General features: G+C 41.9%; 13 protein-coding genes. 5 read left to right on the top strand and 8 right to left on the bottom strand.

From position 1 onward, the window contains the following. The first annotated feature begins 73 nt into the window (after positions 1-73). Positions 74-772, top strand: coding sequence for a response regulator transcription factor (locus AC57BQ_RS21015; RefSeq protein WP_496408124.1), 699 nt, complete (start codon positions 74-76; stop codon positions 770-772). Here AC57BQ_RS21015 and AC57BQ_RS21010 read toward each other — a convergent pair. Continuing rightward, positions 769-1,122 (bottom strand): bleomycin resistance protein, encoded by a 354-nt coding sequence (locus AC57BQ_RS21010; RefSeq protein WP_496408123.1) that lies wholly within the window; start codon positions 1,120-1,122, stop codon positions 769-771. The two genes, AC57BQ_RS21015 and AC57BQ_RS21010, sit on opposite strands and share 4 nt — an antisense overlap. A gap of 29 nt (positions 1,123-1,151) precedes the next feature. Next, the gene (locus tag AC57BQ_RS21005; RefSeq protein ID WP_496408122.1) at positions 1,152-1,763 is read right to left on the bottom strand and encodes a hypothetical protein; all 612 of its coding nucleotides are present in this window, start codon (positions 1,761-1,763) and stop codon (positions 1,152-1,154) included. Between the two features lie 563 nt (positions 1,764-2,326). Between AC57BQ_RS21005 and AC57BQ_RS21000 the strand changes: the two genes are divergently transcribed. Further along, positions 2,327-3,889, top strand: coding sequence for a M28 family metallopeptidase (locus tag AC57BQ_RS21000; protein ID WP_496408121.1), 1,563 nt, complete (start codon positions 2,327-2,329; stop codon positions 3,887-3,889). Positions 3,890-3,991: 102 nt separating this feature from the next. On the opposite strand, the gene AC57BQ_RS20995 is transcribed toward AC57BQ_RS21000, so the two are convergent. Further along, positions 3,992-5,395, bottom strand: a complete 1,404-nt coding sequence (locus AC57BQ_RS20995) for an MBL fold metallo-hydrolase RNA specificity domain-containing protein (protein WP_496408120.1) — start codon at positions 5,393-5,395, stop codon at positions 3,992-3,994. Positions 5,396-5,562: 167 nt separating this feature from the next. Here AC57BQ_RS20995 and AC57BQ_RS20990 point away from each other — a divergent pair, with 167 nt between their 5' ends. Further along, positions 5,563-5,934, top strand: coding sequence for a BlaI/MecI/CopY family transcriptional regulator (locus tag AC57BQ_RS20990; protein WP_496408119.1), 372 nt, complete (start codon positions 5,563-5,565; stop codon positions 5,932-5,934). A gap of 2 nt (positions 5,935-5,936) precedes the next feature. Then, a complete protein-coding gene (locus AC57BQ_RS20985; protein ID WP_496408118.1) occupies positions 5,937-7,925 on the top strand; it encodes a TonB family protein in 1,989 nt (662 codons plus the stop codon). 69 nt (positions 7,926-7,994) lie between these two features. On the opposite strand, the gene AC57BQ_RS20980 is transcribed toward AC57BQ_RS20985, so the two are convergent. Further along, the gene (locus tag AC57BQ_RS20980) at positions 7,995-8,132 is read right to left on the bottom strand and encodes a hypothetical protein (protein WP_496408117.1); all 138 of its coding nucleotides are present in this window, start codon (positions 8,130-8,132) and stop codon (positions 7,995-7,997) included. Positions 8,133-8,447: 315 nt separating this feature from the next. On the opposite strand from AC57BQ_RS20980, the gene AC57BQ_RS20975 reads away from it, so the two are divergent. After that, entirely contained in the window at positions 8,448-8,858 is a 411-nt protein-coding gene (locus AC57BQ_RS20975; RefSeq protein ID WP_090469909.1) for an SPW repeat domain-containing protein, read from the top strand. A 106-nt stretch (positions 8,859-8,964) separates the two neighbouring features. On the opposite strand, the gene AC57BQ_RS20970 is transcribed toward AC57BQ_RS20975, so the two are convergent. The 4 genes from AC57BQ_RS20970 to AC57BQ_RS20955 form a co-directional block, all read right to left on the bottom strand. Further along, positions 8,965-10,251, bottom strand: a complete 1,287-nt coding sequence (locus AC57BQ_RS20970) for a BamA/TamA family outer membrane protein (protein WP_496408116.1) — start codon at positions 10,249-10,251, stop codon at positions 8,965-8,967. Positions 10,252-10,679: 428 nt separating this feature from the next. Beyond that, positions 10,680-11,183: a hypothetical protein gene (locus AC57BQ_RS20965; RefSeq protein ID WP_496408115.1), complete on the bottom strand. Its 504-nt coding sequence runs from the start codon at positions 11,181-11,183 to the stop codon at positions 10,680-10,682. A 1-nt stretch (position 11,184) separates the two neighbouring features. Continuing rightward, a complete protein-coding gene (locus tag AC57BQ_RS20960; protein WP_496408114.1) occupies positions 11,185-12,360 on the bottom strand; it encodes a chromate transporter in 1,176 nt (391 codons plus the stop codon). Continuing rightward, positions 12,360-13,349, bottom strand: a complete 990-nt coding sequence (locus AC57BQ_RS20955) for a DUF1259 domain-containing protein (RefSeq protein ID WP_496408113.1) — start codon at positions 13,347-13,349, stop codon at positions 12,360-12,362. Before AC57BQ_RS20955 ends, AC57BQ_RS20960 begins: the two co-directional genes overlap by 1 nt. Positions 13,350-13,395 lie beyond the last annotated feature (46 nt).

The raw sequence follows: 13,395 nt of genomic DNA, 5'->3' as shown, positions 1-13,395 counted from the left end.
GTCTGAAAGACAAAACAGTTAAAACAAATCTTCCGGGGTGCCGACCTTTTCGGCCACACGGAGTAAACGTAATATGAAAAAAATACTACTGGTTGAAGATGATGCCAATCTGGGCGCGCTACTACAGGATTACCTGCAGTTAAAAGGTAAATTTGATGTTGTTTTATGTAAAGACGGCGAAGAAGGCCTGCGCGCATTTACCAAGCAGGTATATGACCTGCTGATATTAGATGTTATGATGCCCAAAAAAGATGGCTTTACATTAGGTAAGGAAATCAGAAAGATAAATCCGCATGTTCCTATTATTTTTGCCACGGCAAAGGCCATGATCGAAGACAAGATGCAGGCGTTTAATCTGGGTGGCGATGATTACATCACCAAGCCTTTCCGTATCGAGGAACTATTGCTGCGCATTAATGCCATGCTTAAAAGAACCGAGAATACCGATAAGGATAAACGGGAAGAGGAGAAACAAACCTCATTTAAAATTGGCAAGTACGTATTTGATTTTACCTTGCAGATGATCACCATTGGTGATAACCAGCAAAAACTTTCAACCAAAGAGGCTGAGCTGCTCCGCTTATTGTGTATGCGTAAAAATGAAGTACTTACCCGCGAAGAAGCTTTGCTCAACATCTGGCATGATGATAACTACTTTAACGGCCGTAGTATGGATGTGTTTTTAAGCAAGATCCGCAAGTATTTAAAAGACGATTCCAGTGTAGAGATCATCAATGTACACGGTCGAGGCTATAAACTGCTGATCAATTAATTATCCGGAATATCCTGGCCAAAAGCGATCAGATTGCCGTTATTGTCCAGGATACTAAATTCTTTCATTTTCCAGGGCTTATCCTGTAATTCGCCGTTGGGATGAACAACCCCCGACGATTTGTATTCCGCATATAATTTTTCTACCTCGGTTACAACTATATAACAACTGGTGGCTTTAGCAATTTCAGGATCTTTGCAGGACCATAGGTGAATATAAATACCGTCGCGATCCATGATCAGGTAACCGTCCCAACTGGCATGGAACGTAAAGCCCAGTTTTTCGGTATAAAATTGAACAGTTTCCTGTTCGTTTAGTGAAGCTAAAACAGGAATGGCGGTTTGTAACATGGCAATATAATTTGGTTTTCAAAAGGTTATCAAAGGGCTTTTACCAGTGTCTTAAAATATCCGCGTAAATAATATTGATGGATTATCGGTTTTCTTTTGGGTAAAGATGCAACCTCATTAAATTCGATATTAATATAGCCGCTCACAGCTTTGGCTGCGCTGTAGTTCTTTTGATTGAAGACTAATTTAGTTTTGATCGTTTTATAGGTTGTGGTAGCGTTTTCAATAATGTCTTCATAAACTATATCAGGGTCGAAATATATTTGATTATTCTTGATGGATACTTTATACTCACTTCCGAATGCAGGTTGACCACCTGTAAAAGTCAATTCTATCGTTCCTCCCTTTTTTGTCGCGTTACAGTAATTTAAACTATAGCCGCCCTGAACATTTGTTCGACAATTGGCGGTGTAATACAGATGGGTAGTATCGCCTGGCTGTATTTGTCCATCAGTAGTCTTTTCGAATTTTCCATCATTGTTTTTTATTACATCCCATTCATAAGCCCAATTTTTAGTGAATGAAAACCGGGCTTCCGGTATTTTGCCGATGGTTATGGAAGCGGTGGAGGTAGATTGAGCAAAAGCAGAGTAAATCCCAATCCCCCAATATATCAACAACAGGAGTAACTTTAAATTCATGACTATCTCAGTATGGGTTTAAGACATAACTCAAATATGATCAAATATATCCAAACCTATTCGTGTAACAAATTGCCGAACATTAGTCCCTTTCGGGAGACTCTGAGGGGACTGAATGTCATTAAGTTAAGCATGCTCCGTAGGAGTAAAAGCTTTGTAGAAAATAAACAAAGAGTTTAGCATGCCGTAGGTATGCACCTGAGTGCAGCACCTACGGCACTAATATTAAAATTGACCTTTTTCTACAAAACTTTAACCACGATCAGGTTTGCAAAACTCCTTAACCTAAATGATATTGCCCCATCGGGGTATTTCGCAGAGAATATTATGGTTTACACTGTAAACCCAGTATTTGATGAAAATAAAAATCAACTATCTGATTTTCAAATAATTAATTTAATGTAAACCATAAAAAGTGTAAACCATGTAAACCCACTTTTTAATACAATGTCCCGCCTGTTCTAAAGCAATCTCTTGTAACAGATTTGTTAAGAGCGGATTGCTGTTTTTTCTGATGATTAATAAATAGATTTGTTATTGACTGATCACAAAATTTATTATTCATGAAATTAAAACTACTTTTTTCATGCCTCATTTCTGCAGGCATTACCTTACCTGTATTCGCGCAGGAAACCGTCGACCCGGCCATTGTTCAAAAAATCCGCGAGGAGGGCTTAAACCATTCCAAAGTAATGGAAACCGCTTTTTACCTCACGGATGTTTCCGGTCCCCGTTTGGCAGGCTCACCTGGATTAAAGCGTGCGCAGAACTGGGCTGTTAATCAATTGAAAAACTGGGGCCTGGCCAATGCTAAACTGGAGGCCTGGGGTAAATTTGGCAAAGGCTGGGAAGTTCAGAAAAACTACGCCGCCATCACAGTGCCTTACTATCACGCTATTATAGCTATCCCCAAAGCCTGGACACCGGGTACTGGCGGTTTGATCAGAGGGGATGTTGTAGTGGTAAAAGCTGATTCGGCAGCTGAGTTGGATCAATACAAAGGCAAGCTGCAGGGGAAGGTGGTGATATTTGACACCAAACCGCTTACCGAGCGTACCTTTAAATCGGACGCGGCCCGCTATACAGACGAAGAGCTTGCCGAAATGGCCAATGCTACTATGCAGCCGGCAACAGGGCGCAGGCAATTTGATGCCAACTCACCACAGTTTGCTGCTATGCGTAAGCTCCGTGCTTTCCAAACTACTTTAAGGACGTTTATACATGATGAAAAAGCGGCGTTGGTATTAAGCCAGGCTCGCGGAACAGACGGTACGGTATTTACCACCAATGGCGCATCATATGCAGATACTGCTAAAGCCGTATCGCCTGAACTGGAAACCAGCAGTGAAGACTATCAACGGATCTTACGTTTGGCAAAGGCCGGACAGAAAGTTGAGCTGGAGGCTGATATCAAAACCCAGTTTTTAACCGACGATCTGCAAGGTTATGATGTAGTTGCCGAAATTCCGGGTACGGATAAAAAACTAAAAGAACAGGTGATCATGATAGGTGGTCACCTTGATTCGTGGCATGCGGCTACAGGCGCTACTGATAACGCGGCAGGTAGTGCGGTCATGATGGAAGCCATGCGCATTTTAAAAGCCATCAATTTTAAACCTAAGCGTACCATACGCATAGCGCTATGGAGCTCGGAAGAGCAGGGTTTGTTCGGTTCACGCGGCTATGTATTAAATCATTTTGGCGATCCTAAAACCATGCAGCTAAAACCAGAGCAGGCCAAATTATCAGCCTATTATAACCTGGATAATGGTACGGGAAAAATACGCGGTATTTATTTACAGGGTGATTCGGCGGCTGGTCCTATATTCAAAACCTGGTTGGAGCCTTTTAAAGATCTGGGTGCAACAACGGTAACTATCCGCAACACTGGCGGTACAGATCACCAGTCGTTTGATGCAGTGGGTATCCCGGGCTTCCAGTTTATCCAGGATGCTATTGATTATGGTTCACGTACGCACCACAGCAACCAGGACACCTATGACCGCCTGATCGAAGATGACCTGAAACAAGCGGCAACCATCATCGCATCTTTTGTGTACAACACCTCAGAGCGTGCAGAAATGATACCAAGAAAAGCATTGCCTAAAGTGCAGCCAGCTAATTAAAAAATAAAATTTTGTCATTCTGAGCGGAGCGAAGAATCTAATCTTCAACACGCACTGGTAGCGGATAGATTCTTCGCTCCGCTCAGAATGACAATTTAGATACTATTCCAATTCTATCTTTTGATGCTGAAAGGGGATCTCTACCTGTTTAAACCCTGCATCTTTCAGCTTGCCGCTAAAGTGTTGCTGTACCTCATATTCTCCATGAACCAGGAATATTTTTTTAACTTTTTCAACATCCTGGCAGGCCAGAAAATGCAACAGATCTTCATAATCGCCATGAGCGCTCATTGATCTGATTGATTTTACTTCGGCCTTTACTTCATACAATTCACCGTAGATATGTACCTCATGGTCGCCATTAAGCAGATGTCCGCCCAGGGAGTTCGGCTCGCAATACCCCACCATTAAAATGGTATTCTTATCACTATTGATATTGTTTTTAATATGATGCTTTACCCGGCCTGCCTCGGCCATTCCCGATGAGGAGATGATAACACAAGGGCGTTGGTCATTGTTCAGCGCTTTTGATTCTTCTGTTGATTGTATAAAACGTAAACCTTTAAAGCCAAAAGGGTTGGCATCGGTTTTTAAAACCTCTTTTACCCCTTTGTTATATACTTCCGGATGATTCATCAACACCTCGGTTGCTTTCTGCGATAACGGGCTATCTACATAATAATTTATATCCGGCAAAACGCCTCTTAACTCCAGCGCGTTTAAGGCATACAACAACTCCTGCGTACGACCAACGCTGAACGCAGGAATGATCACTTTCCCTTTTTTGATTTGACAGGTTTGCCTGATGATATCCAACAGGGCATCCTCAATAGGTCCCTGTTCTTTATGAAGGGAATCGCCGTAGGTTGATTCCAGCAAAATATAATCGGCCTGTTCAAATGTTTCGGGATCGTTTAGTAACATATCGTCATAACGGCCAACATCGCCACTAAAAGTAATATGTATGGTCTTACCATCTTCAAGGATGGATAAATGTACAGCGGCGCTGCCCAAAATATGCCCGGCATCTGTAAAGGTGAGTTTTACGCGTGGTGTTATTTCGTATTCTTCGTGATATTCCACAATTTTAAACAGACGCAGGGCTGCCATCGCCTGCTCATCCGTGTAAAGCGGTTCCAATAGTGGCTGACCTTTTCGCGCTCTGTGTTTATTGCTATAGGCAACATCCTGCATTTGTATATGTGCAGAGTCAAGTAAAAGAATCCGTGCCAGATCCATCGTGGCTGATGTGCAAAATATAGGACCATTAAAGCCCTCAGCAACGAGGCGGGGTATCAATCCGCAATGATCGATGTGGGCGTGCGATAGTATCAGATAGTTAACTTTTTTAGGATTAAAACCAAAATGTTCATTGAGATCTTCGGAGTGATCGCCCATGCCCTGAAACATACCACAATCCAATAAAATAGAAGTATCGTCTTTTAATCTGATTAAATGTTTGCTGCCGGTAACATTACGGGCGGCACCATGAAAGGTTATATTCATTTATAATAGGTATGAAATTACTAACGAAGATGCACAATAAAGCGGATAAAAAATAAAAACTAAAACTTTAGTTGTTATTTTCATTTATAGTATCTAACTTAGATTAACCAATTGGAGAATTTGATGCAGTGTTGGTTAATGCATCAAGAAAATTTACAAAATGTACTATGGAAATTAAAGAATTAACGCGCGCCGAAGAACAAATCATGCAGGTATTATGGCAATTAGAAAAAGGGTATGTAAAAGATGTGATCGATCAGCTGCCTGAACCCAAACCCGCTTATAATACGGTGTCAACCATTATCAGGATATTGGAAACAAAAGGTTTTGTAGGGCACACGGCATTTGGTAAAAGCCATCAGTATCACCCTATAGTAAGCAAAGATCAATACCAGAATTTTGCTGCCGATAAGTTATTGAGTGGCTACTTTGATAACTCGGTAAACCGAATGTTGTCCTTTTTTGTAAAGAAGGAAAAGATAGACCTGAAAGAGGCAGATGCCATCATGAAACTGATTGAAAAACTTAAAGACCAATAGTTATGAGCTGGTGGCAATACTTATTACTGGTAAATATTTACCTGGTACTGTTTTATGTATTTTATGTTTTACTGCTGCGGAAAGAAACTTTTTTTCAGCTTAACCGCATCTACCTGGTAACGGCCGCGTTATTATCGTTCTTTATACCAATGATCCAGGCAGATTGGGTGCAAAACCTGTTTATTACACAGCAGGTAAAATATACTATTTATAGCAGTCCGGTAATGATTTATAGTTTTAAACCTATTGCCGCCAGCCACATCAGTATTGGTCAGGTACTGGCTGTTTTATATGGTACAGGCATATTGTTTTTATCGGTAAGGCTCATCTGGCAGCTTATCAAATTAAAAAGAGTGATCAACCAACCGCAGGCAACTGTCGCTTATTCTTTTTTTAATACGGTAAGGCTGGATGAAGCAAGTTCTAATAATACCATAATTGAGGCTCATGAGCAGGTTCATGCACAACAATGGCACTCGGCCGATGTAATGCTGATTGAACTGGTTATGATTATTAACTGGTTTAATCCGGTAGTATATATGTACCGGTTCGCTATCAAACACATTCATGAATACATTGCCGACAGGCAGGCTGTACAAGCTGGCACCAACAAAGCCGAATACGCCTTATTACTGCTGAGTCAAACATTTGAAGCACCGGCACATCAGCTGGTTAATCCATTTTTTAATCACAGTTTATTAAAACAGCGTATTATCATGTTACAAAAAAATAAATCACAGCGCATATCGCTCATTAAATACGGTCTCTCTGCTCCACTGTTTATATTGATGCTTATTTTATCGTCAGCAACTATCCATAACAGCAAACCGGTTACCGTTATTAATAACAGCGCTCACCAATTATTTACTACACCGGCAACGCCGGCGTTTTTAGGCGATGCCATTCACGAAGACCGATCTTTAGAAAAAAAGGAGGTGTCCCATGCCAATCACGAAATTGGAATAGATACTGTCAGGAAAAAAGGCAATGTATTTACCTCTGTTGAAAAAGTGCCTGAATTTCCAGGTGGAGTCGAAGCCTTTGGTCATTTTTTAGCCAAAAGCATCAAATATCCTAAAGCCGATCGTGATAACGGGATACAAGGAAGGGTTATTGTAACCTTCGTGGTCGAAAAAGATGGGGCTTTGTCTGGTTTGAAGGTTTTAAAAGGTGTAAGTAAAACTATAGATGCCGAAGCGGTGAGGGTATTGAAACAATCGCCCAAATGGAAACCGGGTATCCAAAACCATCAAAAAGTAAGGGTTCAATATACCGTTCCGATCAGCTTTACTTTGAATGATGTTGCTGCTAAACCAGCAAATGACGATACCAATACCGTATTTACTTCTGTTGAGCAAGTACCTGAATTTCCGGGCGGCCTGGAAGCTTTTGGCAATTTTTTAGCCAGTAATGTAAAATATCCTAAGGCCGACAGAGAAAAAGGCGTACAGGGGCGTGTTATTGCCAGCTTTATTGTAGAAGTTGATGGTTCATTATCAAACATCGTAGTAAAGCGGGGAGTAAGTACGGCCATTGACGAAGAAGCGGTGCGGGTATTGGACATATCACCTAAATGGAAACCAGGCATACAAAACGGGAGGACTGTAAGAGTTCAATACTCCGTTCCAATCAGTTTTAGGTTAGATAATGATAAATCAGGAAAGCCGGGTCCGGATAAAATGGGAGTAACCGGCACAGATCAGAATGGAACTAACTTGATTGCTCAAAACACCGACAAAACCTTTCGTAACCCCACGGTTATTGTTTTTCCGAATAAGAGTATCTCGAAATATGATCCATTATATGTGTTAGATGGCAAAGTGATCGATAAATCGGATATGGCGAACCTAAACGCAGACAATATTGAAAGTCTCAGCGTACTTAAAAGTCAATCGGCTACAGCCATTTATGGGAAAAAAGGAGCAAATGGAGTTATTGTGGTCACATTAAAGAAGCAAAAAGATAAAACCGAACAACCCAAAAGTTATTAATAAAGCCTTAGTCTTATCCTCAAAAAACCTTTCATAGTAATATATGAAAGGTTTTTGTGTTTATGTCTGCTACTTTTTCTTTTTGGCCGCCTCAATGATCGGCTTTACAGAGTCCTTTTTGCCCGATTGATAGTCTGAAGGCGCTTTTTTGCTGCCTTCGGCCGCAGGTTTCTTTTTTTCTTTAACGGCTTGTCTGTCCTTGCTCATAGTTTTATATTTTTTAATGTTTAATGATAACAGGATGGGAGGGTATTTACACCTGTTAATAAGTATGTGTTGCCTAAGGTATTTCCCGGGTCAATTCAGTTAATGCCCGGTTTAGAGAAGAAAAAGGTTGCTTTAATTTAAAAACGCTATATCTTTGACCGTTTTTACAGCAACCGATTAAAGGTAGCTATTTAAATTAATAATAGCTTTTATATTATGCACATTTTAATACCAAATGCCTGTATAATTGCTTAGCTTTGAAACAATTTTTGATACACATATATTTATACAGATAAATTATACAATTCGCTTAAAATGAAAAGTTTTATTTCACCAACACTTTATGCAGCTTTTAACTACGTGATAGCTATAGTATTAATTGCTTCACCATGGTTATTTGGTTTTGAAGGTCATAAAATAGGAGCAGCTTTATTGTTACCCATGATCTTAGGATGGTTTCAGCTGATAATGGCAATTTTTAGCAATCATCAGTTTGGTTTTATTAAACAGTTCCCTTTGCAAATGCACTTTTTCCTGGATGTGCTGGGAGGTTCATTCCTGTTTTGCTCACCATGGATATATGATTACGCCCACATCACATTTTGGCCACAGGTAATTATGGGTGGGTTATTGGTTATTTTTGGTGCTTTTACAAAAGGTTCAAGATTTTCAACCCCACCGGTTCATCATTACGATGGTGGTTTGGCTAACCTACGCGAGAGCTAAGCAATTATTAAAAATATAAAATAAAAGGGGCGCAAATTTTTGCGCCCCTTTTATTTTACCGGATCCCGGTACTGCAAAATTGACGTCTAAAGTCGAAGTATCGATATTAAAACACTTCATTAAGTCCTAAGAAAAAGCCGCTTGAGCCATAACTGCCCCGGCCATAATCAATACACAGGTTGGAGCGGGTATATTTGTTAAACAGCAACCGTAACCCTACCCCTGCCCCTGGTTCCCAATATCTGAGCAGCTTAATGTCTCGTTGGTTGTTGGCCGATTCGATATTTACAAAAGTAACACCGCTCAGGAGTTTGTTATCGGTGATCGGGAAACGGTATTCCATCTCGTTATATACAAATGAGAGTCCCTTAAAACGACCAATAATAAAAGCCCGTCCGATACGACCATAAGCATCGCTACCCGTGCCCGGGAGATCAAGATAAGGCAAGGATCCGCTAAGCAGGTAATTGGCCCAATGCCAGAAGGCTAAAACTTTTTCGGGGTTACTGTCAGACAGGCTCCAATATTTCCTGAATTCAATTTTTAGCTGCAAGGCCTTGTGTTCGCTGCCGAGCCAGGTTTCATTTTCTTTTAAAATAACATCGGCGTAAATACCCCTGAACGGCCGGTTGGGCTGGTCGCGGTTATTAAATTGAAAGTTTACTAATACACCATTAGCCGCGTAAGCATCCGGCGAATAGCCATTTTTAATGCTGTATCTGAAGTTATGGGTAGCCGTTATCGGTATGTTTTTACGATCGTCATCAATATGACTGTAAAAATTAAAGCTGAGACCTGCACCGGCATAAATATGATTGGCCAGTTTACGGTATATCCGCTCATTAATTTTGATGTATACGTACCGCACTGGGTACTCATCAGGGTTATTGTCATAATGTTGGCCTCCCATGTGGAAATCGCCTTCGCCAAAGCTGCGGCGCCCGGTACCCAGGCCATTATCTTTTGCTATGGTTTTACCAATTTGCATAACGCCCTGAAGGTTCCACATATTTTCGGACGAAAACGCGTTGTGCTTGAACTCAAATGTAGAGAGCTTATTAGTAGAGATATAGGCCCCTGCGTTGATTACCGACATGGTGGTATTTTCGGGATTTCCAAAATACTTACCGCCAGAAGTAATAGCCCCTATAGCGAAACCCACGCTGGGATTATAAGCTGCTGATGGCAATACCGACCAGGTAGAAGGCTTCTTTTTTTTGCCGGTATCTATTTTGGGGCTTTTGCCGCCGAAAAATGAACTCAAAATGCCATTGGCATCCCTTTGCGTTTCCAGCGAATCAGCGCCCACAGAACCTGTTTGTGCCAACAGGATGTTCTCGCTCAGGATCATCAGGCAAAAGGCAAGCGCATAGCGGCAAATCAACAGGGTCAATTAGATTAATTATTTAGAGTTACCGCTAATATAGAATTATATGGTTACGATTAAAATACTACCCCGGATAATTGATTGTTAAATTTGGGGAGTCCATGAGCGACAACCAGACCGGCAAAACTTTTTAAACCTTAAATTTTAACAAATTTCTTATTGAAACAGCGTAAAAACAGCTCAAAATTGCTCGGAAAACATCGATTTTAACACTTTTTAACAAATTTTAACACGGTTTTGAGCAGTTTTTGAAACTTTAAAAAGTATTAATTTGTTGATTATCAATTTTTTAACTTAAAATTGGATGATTTTTGGCTCTGTTTTGCTCTTAACAAAACAGCCCGGTTGTCTGCTAAAAGACAATCGGGCTGTTGATTTAAATAAAGATACGAAAATTTAGGCAGAATAACCAATGCCATGCTTGGATAATAAAGTTAAAAAGAAACCCCCAATTGTAATCCCGTACCGATTGATGTTGGCTGATCATTGCCGAACCTTACCGGAAACGGAACGGAAATAAAAAAACTGGCATCCTTACCCTTTTTAATCACCTGGTTAAATACTGGCGTTAGTCCAAAGCGCCCATTGGTTTCAAAGGCCATTCGTCCGATAAAGGTAAACCCGTGCCTAAAACGGAACATGGCGCCGGGATGGAATAGTACAGTACTCACCTTTGATATATTCTTTTCCGTGCGGATAGCCGGGGCAACTTCAAAGCTGACACCGAAATGATCGCTCTTTAAAATATTGACGCCAAAGGGAAAACCTATGGTATAAACATTCCCGAAGTTACTGGTAAACCCATTTTTTGTCCAGTTGCCAACTGGATTGAGGATACTGAAATAACCTGTTACTTTTGGATAAGTGTTGGGCTGCTGGGCGAAACCCATTCTGAAAAAAAGCAATAATAATAAGGTTGTGGTAAGGCGTTTTGGCATATTAAAGTGTTTTGATCAGGATGCCGATGATTGCGGCGAACCCGATGATATAAGGTTCCTGTAGTTTTTTGATATAGATGAGTGCTAAAACGGCAGCTATACCGATCAATGCGGTCGGAATATCTATGATGGAACGCAAGCCGATAACAATAACTGAGCCGACCAAAGCGCCGATCACGGCAGCCGTAATACCCTCTACAAAAGCTTTGATACTGGCATTTTTCGCGATCTTCTTAAATGAGGGTGCAAGAGCAACCGTAAATAAATAACAAGGTAAAAATGTAGCTAAAGCGGCCACACAGGCACCTGGAAACCCGGCCACCAGATAGCCGATAAAGCCAACCGTGATCACTACAGGGCCCGGCGTGATCATGGCCACAGCAACCGCGTCTATGAACTGGTGTTCATTCAGCCAGCCAAACTCTTTAACCACCCCACCATGCAGGAAGGGCACGATAGCCAGACCGCTGCCAAAAACAAATGCGCCCGCTTTAGCGAAGAACCAGGCGATCTCTTGCAAATTCTTGCCATCGTATTTCCAGAAGCCTGTACTGACCAATATGCCGGCTGGCAGAACGGAGGGCTTTTTGAGCCATTGCGGTGGTGCTTTGATAACCATATATAAAATACCGCAGGCCAGGAATAAAAGGATCTCCTCGCGTTCCGTAATGACCGTAACGGTTATGCCGGTCACATAAAATAACCATAACAGCCATTTAGATTTCATCGCCACAGGTTCAAATTTGCTGATGGACTTAATGGTCAGCTTATAGGCACTCATTGTAATAATGCCAATTACAGCCGCCCCTACGCCATAGAAAACCGCCTGCATCCAGGCTAAACCACCATACAACTGGTAAGCCATCCCTAATAAGACAACCATAATAAAGGATGGCAATACAAAAGCCAGCCCGGTTAATGTGGCACCGATTAGCCGATGATGTACAAAACCGATATAAATGCCCAATTGCGCTGCTAAAGGACCAGGCGCCAATTGCGCTAATGCTAATCCTTCTTTATATTCTTCTTCGGTTAGCCAGCCTTTGTCTTCTACCAGGTCGCGGTGCATATAGCCAACTAAAGCTACCGGCCCGCCGAATCCCCAGGTACCCAGCTTCAGGAAATAAATAGTAATATCCCATAAGGAATATCCCGGTTTAATGGCCTGTTCTTTCATTACATCTTCATGTTGTCCATATCACCATCTTTTTTGCCCAGCACATCTAATGCTGCCCTAAAGCCCTGTGCCAGTGTAGTGGCATTACCACGGCCATAATAATGCAGGAAAATCATGTGGGGGGTATCGCCCAGCATGTGATTATGCACGGCTACCACTTCGAGGTTATGCGCCCGCAACGTTTTGATCACGCTGTTCACTTCGCCTTGTAGCATGGCTATATCCCCCGCGATGTGCGCATCATCCTGCCTGCCCGCAAAAGATGCCCAACTGTTCAGTCCGATGTTTGTCGTCATTTCCACACCCATCATCATGATCTTCAGGTCGGCCCGGCCAATGGTATACTTGTAAGTGGGGCCATTTACGGTTCCCGTGTACTTGACAATGGCATCCAATGCAGGCAGGTCAAAGTTCTCTTTGCCGGTTATTGTAGCTGGCGCAGATGGCGCGGGCTGGTTAGCCGGGAATAATTTACTATCCCTGATCGTATCGGCGTACTTTTTAGCCAGCTCTGCTACCGTACCCATGCCATGGATGTGCATATAAAAGATGCGCGGTTCTTCGTAAAAAAAGTGGTTATGGATAGCGGCTATCTCTAAACCGTTAGCATGGGCAGCAGAAATCAGCGGATTAACTTCTTCCATTTGCAATACCGTGTCGCTCATCACCATAGCCGATTTGCCGTCGGCGGTTTTCTTGAACGATACCCAGCCGCCGAAACCAAAGGGGATAGGTATCGGTTCACCTTTGATCTTCATCTTGAGGTCGTTGCGTGGCAATGGTGTGGTATAAACCTGCTCGGCATCTTTATAACTGCCTTTCTTACCTAAAGCGGTATCAATAGCCGCTATCTCATCGGCTGTTAAAGGCGGGGTTTTGCCCGGTGGCGGCGTAACTGCATTAACATAATTAAAAGGCAATAGTAAAGCTGTTCCTAAAACCGCGGTGGCCTGTAAGGCTTGCCTGCGGGTGTATTGGTTTGTTTCCATGAGATGTATTGGTTAAAATGCAATACTACCCACTTGGTAAATCTTT

It is taken from the genome of Mucilaginibacter sp. BGA-UO-ETr-C110 (assembly GCF_059567985.1).
Note: the sequence above shows the minus strand (reverse complement) of the source record. Positions and strands in the feature narration are given on the sequence as shown.

What these genes read in the sequence shown, in the direction of transcription:
- AC57BQ_RS20980 (WP_496408117.1), bottom strand. Translation starts at nt 8,132, where the DNA reads ATGAGCAAGGACAGACAAGCCGTTAAAGAAAAAAAGAAACCTGCGGCC.
- AC57BQ_RS21000 (WP_496408121.1), top strand. Translation starts at nt 2,327, where the DNA reads ATGAAATTAAAACTACTTTTTTCATGCCTCATTTCTGCAGGCATTACC.
- AC57BQ_RS20965 (WP_496408115.1), bottom strand. Translation starts at nt 11,183, where the DNA reads ATGCCAAAACGCCTTACCACAACCTTATTATTATTGCTTTTTTTCAGA.
- AC57BQ_RS21010 (WP_496408123.1), bottom strand. Translation starts at nt 1,122, where the DNA reads ATGTTACAAACCGCCATTCCTGTTTTAGCTTCACTAAACGAACAGGAA.
- AC57BQ_RS20960 (WP_496408114.1), bottom strand. Translation starts at nt 12,360, where the DNA reads ATGAAAGAACAGGCCATTAAACCGGGATATTCCTTATGGGATATTACT.
- AC57BQ_RS21015 (WP_496408124.1), top strand. Translation starts at nt 74, where the DNA reads ATGAAAAAAATACTACTGGTTGAAGATGATGCCAATCTGGGCGCGCTA.
- AC57BQ_RS20975 (WP_090469909.1), top strand. Translation starts at nt 8,448, where the DNA reads ATGAAAAGTTTTATTTCACCAACACTTTATGCAGCTTTTAACTACGTG.
- AC57BQ_RS20990 (WP_496408119.1), top strand. Translation starts at nt 5,563, where the DNA reads ATGGAAATTAAAGAATTAACGCGCGCCGAAGAACAAATCATGCAGGTA.
- AC57BQ_RS20955 (WP_496408113.1), bottom strand. Translation starts at nt 13,349, where the DNA reads ATGGAAACAAACCAATACACCCGCAGGCAAGCCTTACAGGCCACCGCG.
- AC57BQ_RS20985 (WP_496408118.1), top strand. Translation starts at nt 5,937, where the DNA reads ATGAGCTGGTGGCAATACTTATTACTGGTAAATATTTACCTGGTACTG.
- AC57BQ_RS21005 (WP_496408122.1), bottom strand. Translation starts at nt 1,763, where the DNA reads ATGAATTTAAAGTTACTCCTGTTGTTGATATATTGGGGGATTGGGATT.
- AC57BQ_RS20995 (WP_496408120.1), bottom strand. Translation starts at nt 5,395, where the DNA reads ATGAATATAACCTTTCATGGTGCCGCCCGTAATGTTACCGGCAGCAAA.